Below are 16,589 nucleotides of genomic sequence, written 5' to 3' on the forward strand. Positions count from 1 at the left end.
AAGAAGCACGAGAGGAAACGAGACATGAAAGACCTGAGAACCCTCGGATTGGTCGCAGCGCTGACGATCCTTCCGCTCCCTGCGCTGGCGCACCACGGCAGCAGCGGCCAGTTCGACACGAGCAAGACGGTGGAGTTTACCGGCACGATCACCCGCGTCCGCCTCGTCAATCCGCACGCCTATGTCTATTTCGACGTCACCGACGACGCCGGCGAGGTCACCAACGTGCGCTGCGAGCTGCAATCGGGCTCCCTGTTGAAACGGCACGGCTGGACATCCGACATTTTCGAGATCGGCAGCGAGATCTCGATCGTCGGCTCACCCGACCGCGACGACCCGACCACCTGCTACATGAGCCAGATCACTTTCGCCGACGGTGTCACCGCGACCCGCTACAGCACCTTTGACGACGACGGGAACATCGAGGCCGAGCAGCGTCAGACCGAGCGGGACGACGGGACGCCCAACCTCGACGGCAACTGGGCGATGGTGCGCGAGCGGGGCGCGCCTCCGGGCGGCGGCGGCCAGTCGCCTGCCGTGCTGACCGAGGTCGGCGCTGCCGCGGTCGAGGGCGCAGCCGCCAACGACAACCCGCGGCTCCATTGCGAGGCGACCAACATCGTCATGGACTGGTGGTTCGACCAGATGGTCAACGTCATCGAGCAGACCGACACCGAGATCACCATGACCTACGGTTTCATGGACCTGGTTCGAACCATCCACCTCGACGGCAGCGAGATGCCGAAAGACTTCGTGCCGAACCGCGCGGGCTATTCCACCGGCGAATGGGACGGCGACACGCTGGTTGTGACAACAACCGGCTTCGACGAAGGCTGGATCATGGCCCCGTTGGGCGGCGGACCGCGCGAGCAGGCAGACGGCGGCGATGCGCCTGGGGAGCGCCCCGCCCGCGAAGGGCAGCGCCGCAGACCGCCGAGCCCTGTGAAGAACAGCCCGGAGCTCGTGGTGGTCGAACGGTTCACCCTGAATGACGACGGCACCGTCCTGACACGCGACTACACCTTCACCGATCCACTCTACCTCGAACAGCCCCTCGAAGGGTCGGACGAGGTCACGCTCACCAGCGATGCCTACGAACCCTATGCCTGTGACGACCTGACCACCGAACGGACGCATTGACAGGATGGGGCCGTGCCAAGCCGGCCCCATTTCCCGCCTCACACCCACACGGAAAGCGGCGGGCCGCCCGTTGTTGCCGCGTGCTTCGGCGGCGGCCGCGCCGTGCTGCCCCCGTCAGGAAGGATCCAAATGGAAACGTTGTATTGGCTGGAGGACTCGGTCGTCGGAATGACCGTCTCCAGCACCGAGTGGGGCTATCCCATCATTCTGTCGCTCCATGCCGTCGGCATGGCCATCCTGGTCGGCGTAGCCCTGATGCTGCTCGTCCGCGTCCTGGGCTTTGCGCCGGCAATCCCGGTCACTGCCATGGCGCCCTACGGACGGGTGGTATTGGGTGGCTTCGTCCTCAACCTCGCGTCCGGCGCGGCGCTCTTCTGCGGCAATGCCTCCGAGCTGTTCTTCAACTGGGCGTTCCGCATCAAGATCGTCCTGGTGTTCGCCGGGATGGCGCTGACCTGGCGGCTGATCCGGGTCTGCATCCGGCAGACCGACGATGTCGCGCCCACCCACCGCAGGCTCGCCGGCGTTGCGGCGGCCACCTGGGTCGCCGCGATCATCTCCGGCCGCCTGATCGGCTACCTGTCCTGAGGAGACCTGCCTGATGAACACCCTCCTCAACCGGCTCACAGACACGCTCAACGCGACCGCATTGAGCGGCTTCGTGATGGACAACGCCGTTGTATTTCCGGCGCTGGAGATGGCGCATTTCCTCGGCCTGTGCCTGCTGTTCGGCGCGCTCCTGGTCGTCGACCTGCGTGTCGTCGGCTTCGCGCGGGCGATTCCGATCGCGCGCGCCGAGATCTTCGTGCGCTTCGCCCTGATCGGCTTTGCCATCAACCTCGTGTCCGGGCTGATGTTCGTTGTCGGCGATTCCGATCGCTATCTCGTCAACATCGCATTCTGGACGAAGATGGGGATGATCGTGGCGGCCGGCCTCAACACCGCCTATTTCGTGCGCCGCGTGAAGCCGCAGATGGATGAAGGCGTGGACTCGTCCGAGCTCACGCCGGATGCCCGGGTGGTCGCGTGGCTCTCGCTTGCGCTCTGGACCGGCGTCATCATCCTCGGCCGGTTCATTCCCTATGTCGAAGATCTCTGAAGGTCGCCGCACGCTGGCTCGAAATTGCCCAACGAGGAGGTTGCTGGCAGGCCCTTCCGGACCTCCACTGACGCAGGAAGCCTGACGGCTTCAGGGGCTCTGAAAAGGAACTCCGCGCCGCCTGACGGGCGGCGCGGAGCAGTGTCTTTTCGCAAAGGTCAGTCGAACCAGAACAGCGCGATTTGCGGGAAGGCGACGAGCAGTCCGACGGCCAGCACCTGCATCGCGATGAAGGGCAGAAGCGAGCGGAAGATGATCCCCAGCGTGATGTCGTCCGGAACCACCGACTTCAGGTAGAAGGCGGCCGGGCCGAAGGGCGGCGACAGGAAGCTCACTTGCATGTTCATGCAGAAGACGACGCCGAACCAGATCGGGTCCAGCCCGAGGTTGCGGATGATCGGCACGAAGATCGGCATCGTCAGCAGCGCCACCCCGACCCAGTCGAGGAAGGCGCCGAGTACGAAGAGGATCGCCATCATGAAGAGCACGATCACCGTCGGGTTGTCCGAGATGCCGTACATCAGGTCGGAAATGAACTTGATGCCGCCCATCAGGTTGTAGACCCCGACGAGCGCGGTGGCACCGATTCCGATCCAGACGATCATGCCGACGGTGGCGAGCGTCTGCATCGCGGCGCCGCGCAGCAGGCCCCAGGTGAACTCGCCCCGAACGACCGTGGATAGCAGCACGCCGCCCACACCGACCGCCGAGGCTTCCGTGACCGAGGCGATGCCGCCGTAGATCGAACCGAGCACGGCGATGACCACCAGGATCGGCAGGATCAGCCCCTTCAGCAGCCGCATCTTCTCCTCGGCCGGAATCCGCTCCATCTGCGGCGGCGGGACCGCGCCCGGGGTGAAGTAGGCCCGGAAAAGCACGTAGAGCACGTAGAACGAGGCCAGCATGAAGCCCGGCACGAAGGCCGCGGTGAACAGGTCGCCGATCGAGACCGAGGCGGTGAGGCCGTAGATGATGAGCACGATCGAGGGCGGCACCATGGTGCCGAGCGCCCCGCCGGCGCAGACCACGCCGATGGAGAGGTTCCTGTCATAGCCCTGGCGCAGCATCTGCGGCAGCGCGAGCAGGCCGAGCAGCACGACTTCGCCGCCGATGATGCCGGACATGGCCGCCAGGATCACCGCGACGAAGATGGTCTGCACGGCAACGCCGCCCTTGATACGGCCACCGACCAGCTTCATCGCGTCGAACAGGTCGCGCGCGATGCCCGACCTGTCGAGGATGGCCGCCATCAGCACGAACATCGGCACCGAGACGAAGACGAAACTCTCCACGAAGGTGTAGATGCGCGAGGAGATGACCTGCACCGCCATCGGCCCGAAGCCGAGCAGAGCGAAGGTCAGCGCCACGAGCAGCGTCACGAAGGCGAGCGGCATGCCGGTGAGCAGCAGCAGCACCATCAGGCCGAACATCATCATCGTCGAGTTGCCGATGCCGATGGCGGCGAAATCGAGGATCGCGTTCATCAGTTGGTCTCCTCGGCCGGACGGCGGATGTAGTTCCAGGTCAGGATCAGGAACTGGATGGTCATCAGGATCATCACGATCAGCAGGAAGGTCTTGACCAGCGCCGGCGCGGGCGGGTTCCAGGCGGAGCCGGAGCGCTCCATCCGGAAGTCGCCGGTGGGCGAGAACAGCGCCTTGGTCGACATGATCCAGGCCGCATAGGTGAAAAACCCGGCGGCGATAAAGGAGGCGAAGGAGATGATGATATTGACCACGCGCCGCACCTTCGGCGGCAGGATGTCATAGATCAGCACGACCCGGATGTGGCTGTTGCGCGAGGCGCAGTAGAGCCCGCCGTAAAGGAAGGAGATGCCGCAGAGAAAGGTCGTCGTCTCGTGCGCCCAGACGGTGGGGCTGTTGAGCACGTAGCGCAGGAAAACCTCGATCAGCAGGATGCAGGCGGAGGCGCAGATCGCCACGGCAAAGATGAAGCCGCCCTGGTTGATGATCCTGCCGAAACGGCCAGCCTCGGGAACGGCGCCGCGATCGACCTTGCGGGTGGGTGTTTCAACCTCGGCCAGCGGGTCCGGCCCGGGGGTCATTTCTGTCTTGTCTGTCATTGCGAGAACTGCCCGTCCGAAGGGGAAAGGGGGCGGGCCATGCGCTGGCCCGCCCGGGTATTCAAGCCTGGATCAGTTCAGCAGGCCGTTCTCGGTGAGGTAGGTGGTCAGCGTCTCGTAGACCTTCTGGGCCATCGGCGAGCCTTCGGCGAGCGACTTCCACTCTTCCTGGGCGAGGCCGCGGAACTTGGCGCGCTCTTCGTCGGACCAGTTGTGCACGGTGATGCCCTCGGACTCGGCCGCCGCGACAGCAGCCTGGTCGCGCTCCATCAGACCGCCAACCTGGGTCTCCTGGAAGACCTTCACGGAATCGTAGAACGCCTTCTGGATGTCCTCGGGCAGCGCGTCCCACTTGGCCTTGTTCATCGAGACCTCGACGAGCGGCAGCGAGTGGAAGCCCGGGTAGACCGGGTGCTTGGCGATCTCGTTCAGCCCCTGCTCGTTGTTGACCGAGAACACCGAGTAGTCGGCGGCGTCGATCACGCCCTTGTCGAGCGCGGTGTAGACCTCGGACGCCGGCAGGTTCACCGGGGCGGCGCCTGCAGCGCGGAAGACGTTGGCGATGGCGCCCTCGGGCGAACGCATCTTCACGCCTTTGAGGTCATCCACACCGTCGAGCGGCACCTTGGACACGAAGGCTTCTAGGCCGGGGGTCGATACGCCGATGAAGTAGACGCCATAGGGCTCCTGCAGCTCGCGCATCAGCTCGGCGCCGCCGCCGTTCTCGACGAAGTCGATCATCTGGGCCGGGGCCGACCAGGCGCCCACCGGGTTGGCGATCAGGCCGAAGGCCGGGTCCTTGCCGGTGAAGTAGGAGGTGTCGCAGATGTGGCCGTCGAGGATGCCGGCGCCGACCGCGTCCAGGGTTTCCTTGTAGTCCACGATGGTGCCGACGGGCAGCATCTCGACCACGACCTTGCCGTCGGTCATTTCCTTGAGAACCTCGGTCCAGCCGACCTGGTATTCGAAGTTCGGGTTGCCGGCCGGGTCCGAAGACTGGAAGCGGAAGCTGTATTCCTGCGCCGAGGCGCCAAAGGCCATCAGGCCCAGTGCAATGACGGAAGTGAAGAGACGTGTATGCTTCATGGGATCCTCCCTGGAATGTTGAAGCGGTTGTGACTCAGCTCTCGCCGAAGCGAAGTTGCACCTTCATCGCCTGCGCCTTGTCCGAGGCGAAATCGAAGGCGGCGATGGCATCCTCCATCGGGAAGACACCGGTCAGAACCGGGGCGAGGTCTACCCGCCCGCGGTCGATCAGCTCCGCGGCGACCTCGAACTCGTGGTCGAAACGGAACGAACCGGAAAGCTTGATCTCCTTTGTCACGACAAGGCTCAGCGGCAGCACGGGTTCGCTGCCCAGCCCCACGGTCACGATATGCCCGCGCGGCCAGACGACCTCGCAGGCGGCCCTGAGAGCGGGCGCCGCGCCGGAGCATTCGAACACCACGTCGATCTGCCCCTTGCCGGCCCGTTCCACATCGAGCGCCCCGGCCTCCTCCGTAAGGTCGATGCAGCGGGTCGCGCCCATCGCTGCCGCGATCTTGAGCGGGGCCGCGGCGATATCGGTGACGATGATCTCCGCCGCCCCCGCGAGCCTGGCCGCAGCGACGCAAAGGCAGCCGATCGGGCCGCTGCCCGAGATCAGCACCCGCTTGCCAAGCAGCGAACCGACCTGGTTCACCGCGTGCAGGCAGACCGAGAACGGCTCGCAGAGCGCGGCCAGCGCCAGGTCCGTCCCGGGCGAGACCCGGACGACCAGTTCGGCCGGCACCGTCACCTCGGCACGGAACAGCCCCTGCTCATGCGGCATCCGCATGGCCGAGCCGTTGAACCGCATGTCGAGGCATTCGTTGCGCATGTCGCGCTTGCAGTAGTCGCAGGTGCCACAGGGCCGCGACGGGTTGATCGCGACCTTGTCTCCCACGGCGAGCCCGCTGACGCCCGCGCCCAGCTCGGTGACGACGCCCGAAACCTCGTGACCGAGCGCCATCGGCTGCTGGATTCGGACGGTGCCGAAGCCGCCATCATGATAGTAATGCAGGTCCGAGCCGCAGATCCCGCCGCGGGCCACGGCCACGCGGACCTCGCCCTCGGCCGGCGCGGCTGCCTCCGCAATCTCCTCGACGCGAAGATCGTGGGGGGCGTGAATGACGACAGCTTTCATGTCAGAGCACCGAGATCATGCCACCATCCACATAGATGAGCTGGCCATTGACGTAGTTGGACGCGTCGGAGGCGAGGTAGATCGCGGTTCCGGCCATCTCCTCCGGCTGACCCCAGCGGCGGGCAGGCGTCCGTCCCTTGACCCAGGCATCGAAATCCGGGTTCTCGATCAGCGCCGTGTTCATCTCGGTCGCCATGTAGCCCGGACCGATGGCGTTGGTCTGGATGCCCTTGTCGCCCCATTCGGCGGCCATGTTCTTGGTGAGCATCTTAACACCGCCCTTGGCTGCGGCGTAGGGCGTCACTGTGGCGCGCCCCAGATCGGACAGCAGGGAGCCGATGTTGATGATCTTGCCGTGGCCGCGAGGCAGCATGCGCTTCGCCGCTTCGCGGGCGCAGATGAAGACGGCGGTGAGGTTCACATCGATCACCCGCTGCCAGTCGGCGGTGTCGAGCTCGACGATCGGCTTGCGGAACTGGATGCCGGCGTTGTTGACCAGAATGTCGACCGCCACACCCTCCGCGTCGAGCTTCTCGAAGGCGGCGACGATCTCGGCCTCGCTGGCCACGTCGAAGGCGGCGCCGAGCACGTCGTAGCCTTGCGCCTTCATCTCCTCGACGGCCGCGTCGAGCCGCGCCGCGTTCACACCGTTGAGAATGACCCGCGCACCGGCGGCCGCCATTCCCTCGGCCATGGCCCGGCCGAGGCCGCGGGACGATCCGGTGATCAGGGCGGTCTTGCCGCTGAGATCGAAGAGTTTCGTGCTCATGTTCTTTCCTCAGAGTTCAGATAGGCGCGTGTTCAGGTCCGTGCGGTCGAAGAAGCCGGGCTGCAGCTCGGTGCCGAGGCCCGGGCCCTCCATCGGGTAGACGTAACCGCCCTCGATCCGCGGCACTTCCGTGACCAGGTCGCGGTACCAGCCCTTGTAGAAGGCGCGCACGGATTCCTGGATCAGGGTGTTGGGCTGACTGAAGCTCATGTGAATCGCCGCCGCGAAGCCCACGGGGCCGATGCAATCATGCGGGGCGAAGGGGCGATGATAGGTCTCGGCCATGGCGGCGATCTTGCGGCCCTCGGTCAGCCCGCCGGTCCAGCAGAGATCGGCCATCACGACGTGGCAGGCGTCGCGGTCGAGGAATTCCTTGTAGGCATAGCGGGAGCCCAGCGTCTCGGAGGCACAGGTCCAGACATCCGTGGAGCGGGCAAACTCGGCCAGCGCCTGCGGCGAGTTCATCCGGATCGCATCTTCGTACCAGGTGGGCGCGAACGGCTCGAGCGCGCGGGCGATCTTCTTGGCGGTCGGCAGGTTCCACAGCGAGTGGAACTCGACCATGATCTCCATCCGGTCCCCCACCGCGTTGCGGATCTGCTCGAAGGGCCGGATCGCCGTCTTCATCTGCTCGGCGCTGATGTAGAGTCCCTTGTTCTCCATCGCCGGCGGATCGAAGGGCCAGATCTTCATCGCGGTGATGCCGTTGTCGAGCAGGTCCTCGGCCAGCGCGCCCGCATCGGTCATGAAGGCCTGCAGGTCCTCGTACTGCCCGCCCTCGCCGAAGTTCCAGGTGTCCACCGGCTTGATCTTGGTGGTGGAGACATAGCGGGTGCCGGCGCAGGTGTTGTAGACCCGCATCCTGTCGAAGCAGAGGCCGCCGAGCATCTGGTGCACCGGCAGCCCCGCGACCTTGCCGAAGAGGTCCCAGAGCGCGATGTCGATGGCCGAACAGGCCCGGTATTCGACGCCGGTGGAGCTCTGTGCGTTCGGCAGGTTCAGCATCTCCTTGTGCAGCGCCTCGATATGCAGCGGGTTCTGCCCGAGCAGGCGGCTGGCGAGCGTGTCGTGGATATGCGCCTCGACGGCGGCGGCGCCATAGAAGGTCTCGCCAAGTCCGGTCACGCCTTCGTCCGTCTCGACATGCACCCAAAGGACGTTCTGGTGCGCCTCGACCCTGAAGGTCCGGATGGCTGTGATCTTCATGTCGCTGTCCTCCTCCAGAGATCCTGCGAGCCTTTCGATCGGCTCGACCTTGCGAGCCCTGATTCGAACGGTCGCCTCCTCTGGCCCGATTCGATCATTTTGTTGCCATTTGATACGACGGCACGATATCATTTGAAAGACAGAATTAGCCAAGCGATACGACGATATGGGCAAACCTATCATACAATCTGGCAAAACTGACTCGAGCAGATCGTCAAGCCTTGTCGAACGGACGATGTCGGACATCAGAAAATTCATTCGCGACAATGAGTTGCGCGTGGGGGATACCTTGCCCTCCGAGACCGCCATGGCCAACCAGCTTGGGGTGTCGCGTACTGTCGCACGGGAGGCGCTGCGCGGACTCGCTGCGCTCCGGATTCTCGATGTCGGCAACGGCCGGCGGGCCCGAGTCGCCAATGCGACGGCCGAAACCGTCAGCGCGATTCTCGATCACACGACCTATACGAAGCAGGTTTCGGTGGTTCAGATCCAGGATGTGCGCCGGACGCTCGAAATGCGCACGGTCAGCCTTGCGGCATTGCATCGCAGCGGGGAGGAGGCACGCCAACTCCTCGAAACGATCGACGGCATGATGGAGGCGGTCAAGAGGGACGACCCGCACACCGTCATGGAGTTGGACATCCTGTTTCACGAGATCATCGCCCGCGCCTCGGGCAACCCGCTCTACTCCGTGCTCCTCGACGGCTTTCGCGTCATCACGCGGCAGACCTGGGATATCGGCTGGCGTGCCCGGGCGACCTATGAAAGCCGGGTCGAGAACATAAAATGCCATGAGCGCATCGCGACGGCCGTCATGGCACAGGACGCGGCGCGGGCCGAGGCGGCCATGTCGGAGCATTTCGACAGCTCCTTCATGGTTCTTTTGCGGGCAGGCGTGAGCTGACGCAATCGCCGTCGACGACCCCACGCAGAAAGCGACCCGTCCGGGTCAGACCGCCGGCACTGGTCGACTTACCCGAAGGCGGCCCGGTAACGCGACGGGGGAAGCCCCTTGAGACGCGAGAACTCGCGGCGAAAGCTCTCGGGGCTGCCGAACCCGGAGGCCAGCGCGATGTCGGCAAGCGACGCATCGGTGGTCTCGAGCAGCATCGCCGCATGCGCCACGCGCATGGAGGTCAGCCAGCCCAAGGGCGTGTCGCCGACCGTCGCATGGAATCTGCGGGTCAGCGTGCGCGGCGACAGGCCCGCGAGGTCGGCCATTCGGGCAACTGGCCAATCCTCCGCGATGCCGCTCACGATCCTGTCGAGCAGCGGCGCAATGCGTCCGCCCCGCCCGTTCGGCACCGGAGCCTGCACGAACTGGCGCTGCCCTCCGTCACGATGGGCGGGTAGGACCAGCCGGCGCGCCACGGCATTTGCATGGTGCGTACCCCAATCGCTCCGGACGATATGCAGGCAGAGGTCGAGCCCTGCGGCCGATCCCGCGGAAGTCAGGACCGACCCGTCGTCGATATACAGCACATCGGCATCCACCTCGATCTCGGGATGGCGTTCGGACAGCGTCTCGACATACCGCCAGTGGGTCGTGGCCCGTCGGTGATCGAGCAGGCCTGCGGCAGCCAGAACGAACACGCCCGAGCAGATGGACGCCACCCGTGCGCCGCGATCGTGCGCCGCCCGCAACGCGGTCAAGAGTGCCTCCGGCACCGGCGCATCCACGCCGCGCCAACCGGGCACGAGGATCAGGTCCGCCTCAGCCAGCGCACTCAGGTCATGGGTCGCCTCGACAGTGACACCTCCGGTCGCCCGCAGCGGCCCCTCGTCGACCGCGACCGTCCGGAACCTGTACCACGGGTCGAATTCCGGCCGCGGCAGGCCGAAAACCTCGACGCCGATCCCGAATTCGAAAGTGCACAGGCCGTCATAGGCCAGAAGGCAGACCAGCGGTCCGACGTCCTCCGTGCGGGAAAGGTGCGGGCTGGGAGGGGCGGCGGAAGGCATTTGACCGTATCTGACCGACAGTTGTCCATTCGGACACTACCCGGCCGCCGCGCCACCGCGCAAGATCCCCGGCGATAGAGTGAAAGGATCCACCATGCCCCTCCCCTCCGCCGTTGCCGAAGTGCCCGCCGCCGCAAGCCCGGACGCCCGGCGCCATTTCGAGGCCAAGCTCGCCTTCGAGACCGATTGCTGGGACGTCCACGACAGCCTGTCGAAACAGGCCGGCGACTTCGTCCTGCTCGATGTGCGGGGTCCGGCGCTCTATCGGGACGGTCACGTGCCGGGCGCGCTGAACCTACCGCATGGCAAGATCACCTCGCACCGCATGTCGGACTGGCCCGGTGACGCCCTGTTCGTCGTCTACTGCGCGGGACCGCACTGTAACGGCGCGGACAAGGCGGCGGTGCGCCTCGCGCGACTGGGGCGGCCGGTGAAGCTGATGATCGGCGGGATCACCGGCTGGACCGACGAGGGTTTCGCGCTGGCGAGCGGCGACGCGCCGTCCTCGGTGCCGGAGGCCGAAGCCGGCTGATCCCGAGGGAACGTTGCATCACCCGATTCAGCCGCATCCATGCGTGTTTCGCGGGACCTCTGCACACCGGCGCTTATCATACTGCCTATTTTGTATTCTTTTCTGGCCATCATTAATAAAATTGTATACAAAGTGATGCGCGCCGCTGCGCTCGAAGCCCCGAACGGCTTCAAACCCTCATGTCTGTCGGGTTCCTGAACCCATGCTCTTGCGACCAGGAAAGGATCTCCCATGGACAGACGCAAATTCATCGCAGCCGGCGCCACCCTCGCTGCGGCGCCCCTCGCCGCCCCGACGATCGCGCGGGCCCAGACCACCTTCAGCTGGAAGATGACGAACGCCTACGGGCCCGGCTCGCCGTTCTACGTCGAAGGCCCCGGCAGCCCGACCGATTTCTGCAAGAAGGTCGAGGCGATGTCCGACGGCCGGCTCAAGATCCAGCACTTCGCCGCCGGCGAGCTGATCCCCGCGCTCGAAGGCTTCGACGCCGTACGCTCCGGCGCGGTCGAGATGAACGCTGCCAACGCCTATTTCTGGGCCGGCAAGATCCCCGCGGCGCAATACTTCACCACCGTGCCCTTCGGGCTGAACTTTCAGGGAATGAACGCCTGGCTCTACCACGCCGGCGGCATGGAACTCTGGGACGAGCTCTACGAGCCGCTTGGCCTCAAGGCCTTCCCGATGGGCAATACCGGCGTCCAGATGACCGGCTGGTTCCGCAAGCCGATCGAGAGCGTGGCGGATTTCCAGGACCTGAAGATGCGGATCCCCGGCCTCGCCGGCAAGGTCTACGCGGCACTCGGCGTCGACGTGAAGCTGCTGCCCGGCGGCGAGATCTTCCCGGCGCTGGAGCGCGGCGTGATCGACGCGGCGGAGTTCGTCGGCCCCTACCAGGACCGCCGCCTCGGACTGCAGAACGCGGCCAAGTATTACTACACCACCGGCTGGCATGAGCCGTCCAACGTGACGGAACTGCTGATCAACGCCAACGCCTGGTCCAGCCTGCCCGCCGACCTGCAGGCGATCGTCCAGACGGCCGCGATGGCCTGCAACCTCGAGAGCCACACCTGGTGCGAGGCCAACAACGCCGCCGCGCTGAAGGACATGGTGGCGAACGACGGCGTGATCGCGAGTGTCCTGCCCGAGGACGTGGTGATGGAGCTGAAATCCGTGACCGACACCGTTCTGGCCGAATTCGCCGCGCAGGACGCCCAGGCAGCCAAGGTCCACGAGGCCTTCATGGCGTTCAAGGCCGAGCACGCCGAATGGGCTGCGCTTTCCGAGCAGCCCTACCACAACCTGCCGACGTGAGTGCGATGATCGCCTTGCTCGACAAGATCGCGAACGGTGCCTCCGGCATCGTTCGCATCACCGGCCAGGTCGCCGCATGGAGCGGCCTGGCACTGGTTCTGCTGGTCGCCTTCAACGTGCTCGCCCGCTACCTTTTCTCCTTCGGCACGGTGGCGCTGCAGGAGGCCGAATGGCACCTGATGGCCGTGGGCGCTCTATTCGGAATGGCCTATGGGCTCAACCAGGGCGGCGAGGTGCGGGTGGATATCTTCCACTCCCGGATGCGTCCCCGCGCCCGCGCCGCCGTCGACCTTTTCGCCAGCCTCTGCATGGGAGCGACCGCGCTCATCATCGCCTGGCTCAGCATCGCCTATGTCCAGAGCAGCTTCGCCATCAACGAAGGCTCCCCCGATCCCGGCGGACTGGGCTACCGCTACATCCTGAAAGCCTGCATGCCGGTCGCCTTCGCGCTCCTCGCGCTGCAGAACATCGCCATGACGGCTGAGCACCTGCGGGACCTGATCCGTCCCCGACCGCTCGCCGAAGACTGAGACCTGCCAAGATGCCATTCACCGAAATTCTCGCCCTCTGCATGATCGGGGCGTTCTTCATCCTGCTGCTGGGCGGTGTTCCCGTGGCCGCCTGCCTCGGGATTACCGGCCTCGTGTTCGGTTATGCCGGGTTCGGGCCATTCCTGTTCTCGCTGCTGCCGGCCCGCGTCTTCGGCGTGATCACCAATTACACACTCCTTGCGCTGCCCCTGTTCATCTTCATGGGTATCATGCTGGAGAAGTCACGGATCGCCGAGGAATTGCTGGATGTCATAGGGCTCGCCATGGGCGGGCTGCGTGGCGGCATGGCGCTCGCGATCATCCTGGTCGGTGTGCTGATGGGCGCGGCCTCCGGCGTTGTCGGCGCGACGGTCGTGACCGTCGGCCTGATCGCCCTCGGGCCGATCATCCGCCGCGGCTACGACACCGGCGTGGCCTGCGGGGTGATCTGCGCCTCCGGCACGCTGGGCCAGATCATCCCGCCCAGCCTCGTGCTGATCCTGCTCGCCGACATCCTCGGCGAATCCGTCGGCACCCTGTTCGCCGCCGCGCTGTTCCCCGGCCTGCTGCTGGCGGGCCTCTTCGTGGCCTATGTGCTGATCCTCGGCGTCCTGCGCCCCGAAGCCGTCCCGGCGATCCCCCGCGAGGAGCGGGCGCAGTACACTGGCCGCCAGCTGGCGGGCAAACTGCTCAAGGTGGTGTTCCCGCCCATCGCGCTGATCGTGCTGGTCCTCGGGTCCATCATCGGCGGCGTGGCCGCGCCCACGGAAGCCGCCTCGATGGGCGCCTTCGGCAGTATCCTTCTCGCCGCCCTGTCGGGCCGCCTGAACTACGCCATCCTGCGCGACACGGTGCGCGCCGCCTTCGTGACCAGCGCCATGGTGTTCCTGATCCTGATCTTCGCCCAGCCTTTCGGGCTGGCCTTCCGCGGCCTCGGCGGCGAGAAACTGGTGCAGGATGCCTTCTCGATCGTTCCGGGCGGGCTGAACGGACAGATCTTCTTTCTCATGCTGCTGCTCTTCGTTCTCGGCTTCTTCCTCGAATGGATCGAGATCTCCTACATCGCGCTGCCGCTGTTCCTGCCGATCTTTCACAATGCCGGCGTGGACATGGCCTGGATCGCCATTCTCGTCGCGGTGAACCTGCAGACCTCGTTCCTCACGCCCCCCTTCGGCTGGGCACTGTTCTTTCTCAAGGGCGTCGCCCCGCCGTCGGTCTCGACCGCCGCAATCTACAAGGGGGTGATCCCCTTTATCGGGTTGCAACTGATCGGGCTTCTGATGGTGTTCTTCTTCCCGGGCCTGGCCGTCTGGCTGCCCAATGCAATCGGATGGTAAGTCATGCTGCACTCTGCTCTCGGCTTTAACGGAGCCATAACCGCCCCCCACCGCGCCGCGGCGCTGGCCGGACGCGACATCCTGGAGGCAGGCGGCACCGCCATCGAGGCGATGGTCGCCGCCGCGGCGACGATTGCCGTCACCTACCCGCACATGAACGGGATCGGCGGTGACGGGTTCTGGATCATCCACCGCCCCGGTCAGGCGCCGGTCGGCATCTCCGCCTGCGGGCAGGCCGCGGCGCTGGCCACGCCGGAATGGTATGCCGAGCGCGGGCATACCGCCGCCATCCCGGCGCGCGGCGGAATGGCCGCCCTGACCGCCCCCGGCACCATCTCCGGCTGGGAGATGGCGCTCGCCCTCGTGCCCGAGGCGCGCCGCCTGCCGCTGGAGCGCCTGCTCGGCCAGGCCATCGCCTATGCGGAGGACGGCATCGCCGTCACCGGCAACCAGTCGGTCACGACGGCCGAGAAGCTGGAGGGCCTCCGCGATGTGCCGGGCTTCGCAGAGACCTTCCTCTTCGATGGCGAGGTGCCCGCACCGGGGCACCGGCTGCGGCAGGCGGCGCTGGCCAAGACCATCTCCACCCTCGCCCGCGACGGGCTGCGCAGCTTCTACGAAGGCCCGATCGCCGAGGCGCATGCGGCGTGGCTCGAGGCCAACGGAAGCCCGCTGCGGCGGGAGGATTTCGCCGCCTGCCGGGCTCGTGAGGTGACCCCGCTCACCGTCCGGACCTCGCATGGCACGCTCTACAACATGACCGCGCCCACCCAGGGCGTGACCTCGCTGATGATCCTCGCCCTGTTCGACCGGCTCGGGGTCACCGAGGGCGAGGGCTTCGATCACCTGCACGGGCTGATCGAGGCTACCAAGCAGGCCTTCCTGCTGCGCAACGCCGGGCTCGGCGATCCGGACAGCATGGAAGAGCCGGCACAGGCCTGGCTCGACGATGCGCGGCTCGACGCGCTCGCGGCCCGCATCGACCGCGAGACCGCCCTGCCCTGGCCGCATGAACCCAAGGACGGCGACACCATCTGGATGGGCGCCGCGGATGCGGACGGCACCGTGGTCAGCTTCATCCAGAGCGTGTTCTGGGAGTTCGGCTCCGGCCTGGTCTGCCCCGAGACCGGTGTGTTCTTCCAGAACCGCGGCGCGGGCTTCTCCCTCGCTCCCGGCCCGAACCAGCTCGCCCCCGGCAAGCGGCCGTTCCATACCCTGAACCCGGCACTCGCCCAGCTCGGCGACGGGCGGGTGATGGCTTATGGCACGATGGGCGGCGAAGGTCAGCCACAGACGCAATCGGCCGTCTTCAGCCGGCACGTGCAATTCGGGATGGACCTCCAGCAGGCCGTGACCGCGCCGCGCTGGCTGCTCGGCAAGACCTGGGGCGAGGCAACCACCTCGCTCAAGCTCGAAGGCCGCTTCGACCCCGGGGTCGTGGAGGCCCTGCGCAACGCGGGCCACGACGTGGAGATCATTCCGCCCTTCTCCGACATGGCCGGCCATGCGGGCGCCATCGTGCGGCACCCCGACGGGTTGCTCGAGGCGGCAACGGACCCGCGCTCCGACGGCGCGGCAGTGAGCTACTGACCCCATGACCGACCTGACATTGCTACAGATCCTGCCGCTCGTTGTGGGTGTCGCGGCGACCGCCATCGTGGCCGGGCTGATGGCCGGGCTGCTCGGCGTCGGAGGCGGGATCGTGATCGTCCCGGTGCTCTTCTGGATCCTCTCGCTCACCGACTTCCCCCCGGAACTCGCCATGCACATGTCGGTCGCCACGTCGCTGGCGACGATCGTCTTCACCTCCGTCTCCTCGGCGCGATCCCACTTCAAGCGCGGGTCGGTGGACACGCGGCTCCTGCGAATCTGGGGGCCGGGCATCGTGGCGGGCGCGCTGACAGGCGGGCTCGCGGCCAGGTTCATCGACGCCGACGGGCTGAAGCTGATCTTCGGCTGCATCGCGCTGCTGGTCGCGCTCAACATGGCAAGTCCGAAGACACTCGTGCTGAGCGACGACCTTCCCAAAAGGGGCTGGGTCAACGCCGCGATCTCCTACGTGATCGGCGGGTTCAGCTCGCTTATGGGGATCGGCGGCGGCACGCTCTCCGTCCCCATCCTCAGCGCCTTTTCCGTCGAGATCCGGCGGGCCGTGGGCACCGCGGCGGCCTTCGGCTTCCTGATCGCGGTGCCGGCAGCGATCGGTTTCGTGATCTCGGGGCTCGGGGTGCCCGACCGTCCGCCGCTCTCGCTGGGCTACATCAGCGTACCGGCCGCCCTGCTCATCCTGCCCTTCACCGTGAGCTTCGCTCCCGTCGGCGCCGCCCTCGCGCATCGGCTGGACGGCAAGTGGATCAAGCGCGCCTTCGCGCTGTTCCTCGGCATCACTGCCCTGCGGATGCTGTCGGCGGCCCTGGGCTGACGCATCGGGGTGTGCCGTTGCGGCGGCGCACCCC

17 protein-coding genes are annotated in these 16,589 nt (G+C 66.2%); 10 read left to right on the top strand and 7 right to left on the bottom strand.

The window, feature by feature from the left end; all coding sequences use genetic code 11:
- Positions 1-24: 24 nt before the first annotated feature.
- The 3 genes from CHB86_RS20920 to CHB86_RS20925 all read left to right on the top strand — a co-directional run bounded on the left by CHB86_RS20920 (position 25) and on the right by CHB86_RS20925 (position 2,239).
- The gene (locus tag CHB86_RS20920) at positions 25-1,140 is read left to right on the top strand and encodes a DUF6152 family protein (protein WP_217898354.1); all 1,116 of its coding nucleotides are present in this window, start codon (positions 25-27) and stop codon (positions 1,138-1,140) included.
- 129 nt (positions 1,141-1,269) lie between these two features.
- The gene (locus CHB86_RS24950) at positions 1,270-1,728 is read left to right on the top strand and encodes a hypothetical protein (protein WP_217898355.1); all 459 of its coding nucleotides are present in this window, start codon (positions 1,270-1,272) and stop codon (positions 1,726-1,728) included.
- Between the two features lie 13 nt (positions 1,729-1,741).
- On the top strand, positions 1,742-2,239 hold the full coding sequence (locus CHB86_RS20925) for a DUF6644 family protein (protein ID WP_089235061.1): 498 nt from the start codon (positions 1,742-1,744) through the stop codon (positions 2,237-2,239).
- Between the two features lie 158 nt (positions 2,240-2,397).
- Here CHB86_RS20925 and CHB86_RS20930 read toward each other — a convergent pair whose 3' ends face one another.
- The 6 genes from CHB86_RS20930 to CHB86_RS20955 all read right to left on the bottom strand — a co-directional run bounded on the left by CHB86_RS20930 (position 2,398) and on the right by CHB86_RS20955 (position 8,461).
- Entirely contained in the window at positions 2,398-3,723 is a 1,326-nt protein-coding gene (locus CHB86_RS20930; protein ID WP_089235062.1) for a TRAP transporter large permease, read from the bottom strand.
- A complete protein-coding gene (locus CHB86_RS20935; protein WP_245838244.1) occupies positions 3,723-4,322 on the bottom strand; it encodes a TRAP transporter small permease subunit in 600 nt (199 codons plus the stop codon). Before CHB86_RS20935 ends, CHB86_RS20930 begins: the two co-directional genes overlap by 1 nt.
- 72 nt (positions 4,323-4,394) lie before the next feature.
- Complete coding sequence (locus CHB86_RS20940; protein ID WP_089235064.1) at positions 4,395-5,408, bottom strand: TRAP transporter substrate-binding protein; 1,014 nt, start codon at positions 5,406-5,408, stop codon at positions 4,395-4,397.
- A gap of 34 nt (positions 5,409-5,442) precedes the next feature.
- Entirely contained in the window at positions 5,443-6,486 is a 1,044-nt protein-coding gene (locus tag CHB86_RS20945; RefSeq protein WP_089235065.1) for an L-idonate 5-dehydrogenase, read from the bottom strand.
- Position 6,487: 1 nt separating this feature from the next.
- Positions 6,488-7,255 (bottom strand): glucose 1-dehydrogenase, encoded by a 768-nt coding sequence (locus CHB86_RS20950; RefSeq protein WP_089235066.1) that lies wholly within the window; start codon positions 7,253-7,255, stop codon positions 6,488-6,490.
- Between the two features lie 9 nt (positions 7,256-7,264).
- A complete protein-coding gene (locus tag CHB86_RS20955) occupies positions 7,265-8,461 on the bottom strand; it encodes a mandelate racemase/muconate lactonizing enzyme family protein (protein ID WP_089235067.1) in 1,197 nt (398 codons plus the stop codon).
- Positions 8,462-8,696: 235 nt separating this feature from the next.
- On the opposite strand from CHB86_RS20955, the gene CHB86_RS20960 reads away from it, so the two are divergent.
- Positions 8,697-9,365: a FadR/GntR family transcriptional regulator gene (locus CHB86_RS20960; RefSeq protein ID WP_089235068.1), complete on the top strand. Its 669-nt coding sequence runs from the start codon at positions 8,697-8,699 to the stop codon at positions 9,363-9,365.
- Positions 9,366-9,433: 68 nt separating this feature from the next.
- On the opposite strand, the gene ftrA is transcribed toward CHB86_RS20960, so the two are convergent.
- Positions 9,434-10,423, bottom strand: a complete 990-nt coding sequence (gene ftrA, locus CHB86_RS20965) for a transcriptional regulator FtrA (RefSeq protein ID WP_089235069.1) — start codon at positions 10,421-10,423, stop codon at positions 9,434-9,436.
- Positions 10,424-10,517: 94 nt separating this feature from the next.
- Here ftrA and CHB86_RS20970 point away from each other — a divergent pair, with 94 nt between their 5' ends.
- From CHB86_RS20970 to CHB86_RS20995, 6 genes are all read left to right on the top strand, one after another.
- Positions 10,518-10,955, top strand: coding sequence for a rhodanese-like domain-containing protein (locus tag CHB86_RS20970; protein WP_089235070.1), 438 nt, complete (start codon positions 10,518-10,520; stop codon positions 10,953-10,955).
- A gap of 231 nt (positions 10,956-11,186) precedes the next feature.
- Entirely contained in the window at positions 11,187-12,266 is a 1,080-nt protein-coding gene (locus tag CHB86_RS20975) for a TRAP transporter substrate-binding protein (protein WP_089235071.1), read from the top strand.
- A 5-nt stretch (positions 12,267-12,271) separates the two neighbouring features.
- Positions 12,272-12,796 carry a TRAP transporter small permease subunit gene (locus tag CHB86_RS20980; RefSeq protein WP_089235072.1) on the top strand — a complete coding sequence of 175 codons (525 nt, stop codon included), beginning with the start codon at positions 12,272-12,274 and terminating at the stop codon, positions 12,794-12,796.
- 11 nt (positions 12,797-12,807) lie between these two features.
- Complete coding sequence (locus tag CHB86_RS20985) at positions 12,808-14,133, top strand: TRAP transporter large permease (RefSeq protein WP_089235073.1); 1,326 nt, start codon at positions 12,808-12,810, stop codon at positions 14,131-14,133.
- Positions 14,134-14,136: 3 nt separating this feature from the next.
- A complete protein-coding gene (locus CHB86_RS20990; protein WP_089235074.1) occupies positions 14,137-15,723 on the top strand; it encodes a gamma-glutamyltransferase family protein in 1,587 nt (528 codons plus the stop codon).
- A gap of 4 nt (positions 15,724-15,727) precedes the next feature.
- Positions 15,728-16,555 carry a sulfite exporter TauE/SafE family protein gene (locus CHB86_RS20995; protein WP_089235075.1) on the top strand — a complete coding sequence of 276 codons (828 nt, stop codon included), beginning with the start codon at positions 15,728-15,730 and terminating at the stop codon, positions 16,553-16,555.
- Positions 16,556-16,589 lie beyond the last annotated feature (34 nt).

This window comes from Tropicimonas sediminicola, assembly GCF_900188335.1.
Taxonomy (GTDB): domain Bacteria; phylum Pseudomonadota; class Alphaproteobacteria; order Rhodobacterales; family Rhodobacteraceae; genus Tropicimonas; species Tropicimonas sediminicola.

Coding starts and splice junctions, on each gene's coding strand:
- CHB86_RS20950 (WP_089235066.1), bottom strand. CDS start 7,255: ATGAGCACGAAACTCTTCGATCTCAGCGGCAAGACCGCCCTGATCACC.
- CHB86_RS20935 (WP_245838244.1), bottom strand. CDS start 4,322: ATGACAGACAAGACAGAAATGACCCCCGGGCCGGACCCGCTGGCCGAG.
- CHB86_RS20925 (WP_089235061.1), top strand. CDS start 1,742: ATGAACACCCTCCTCAACCGGCTCACAGACACGCTCAACGCGACCGCA.
- CHB86_RS20955 (WP_089235067.1), bottom strand. CDS start 8,461: ATGAAGATCACAGCCATCCGGACCTTCAGGGTCGAGGCGCACCAGAAC.
- CHB86_RS20960 (WP_089235068.1), top strand. CDS start 8,697: ATGTCGGACATCAGAAAATTCATTCGCGACAATGAGTTGCGCGTGGGG.
- CHB86_RS20920 (WP_217898354.1), top strand. CDS start 25: ATGAAAGACCTGAGAACCCTCGGATTGGTCGCAGCGCTGACGATCCTT.
- CHB86_RS20945 (WP_089235065.1), bottom strand. CDS start 6,486: ATGAAAGCTGTCGTCATTCACGCCCCCCACGATCTTCGCGTCGAGGAG.
- ftrA (WP_089235069.1), bottom strand. CDS start 10,423: ATGCCTTCCGCCGCCCCTCCCAGCCCGCACCTTTCCCGCACGGAGGAC.
- CHB86_RS20995 (WP_089235075.1), top strand. CDS start 15,728: ATGACCGACCTGACATTGCTACAGATCCTGCCGCTCGTTGTGGGTGTC.
- CHB86_RS20985 (WP_089235073.1), top strand. CDS start 12,808: ATGCCATTCACCGAAATTCTCGCCCTCTGCATGATCGGGGCGTTCTTC.
- CHB86_RS20975 (WP_089235071.1), top strand. CDS start 11,187: ATGGACAGACGCAAATTCATCGCAGCCGGCGCCACCCTCGCTGCGGCG.
- CHB86_RS20930 (WP_089235062.1), bottom strand. CDS start 3,723: ATGAACGCGATCCTCGATTTCGCCGCCATCGGCATCGGCAACTCGACG.
- CHB86_RS24950 (WP_217898355.1), top strand. CDS start 1,270: ATGGAAACGTTGTATTGGCTGGAGGACTCGGTCGTCGGAATGACCGTC.
- CHB86_RS20970 (WP_089235070.1), top strand. CDS start 10,518: ATGCCCCTCCCCTCCGCCGTTGCCGAAGTGCCCGCCGCCGCAAGCCCG.
- CHB86_RS20990 (WP_089235074.1), top strand. CDS start 14,137: ATGCTGCACTCTGCTCTCGGCTTTAACGGAGCCATAACCGCCCCCCAC.
- CHB86_RS20980 (WP_089235072.1), top strand. CDS start 12,272: ATGATCGCCTTGCTCGACAAGATCGCGAACGGTGCCTCCGGCATCGTT.
- CHB86_RS20940 (WP_089235064.1), bottom strand. CDS start 5,408: ATGAAGCATACACGTCTCTTCACTTCCGTCATTGCACTGGGCCTGATG.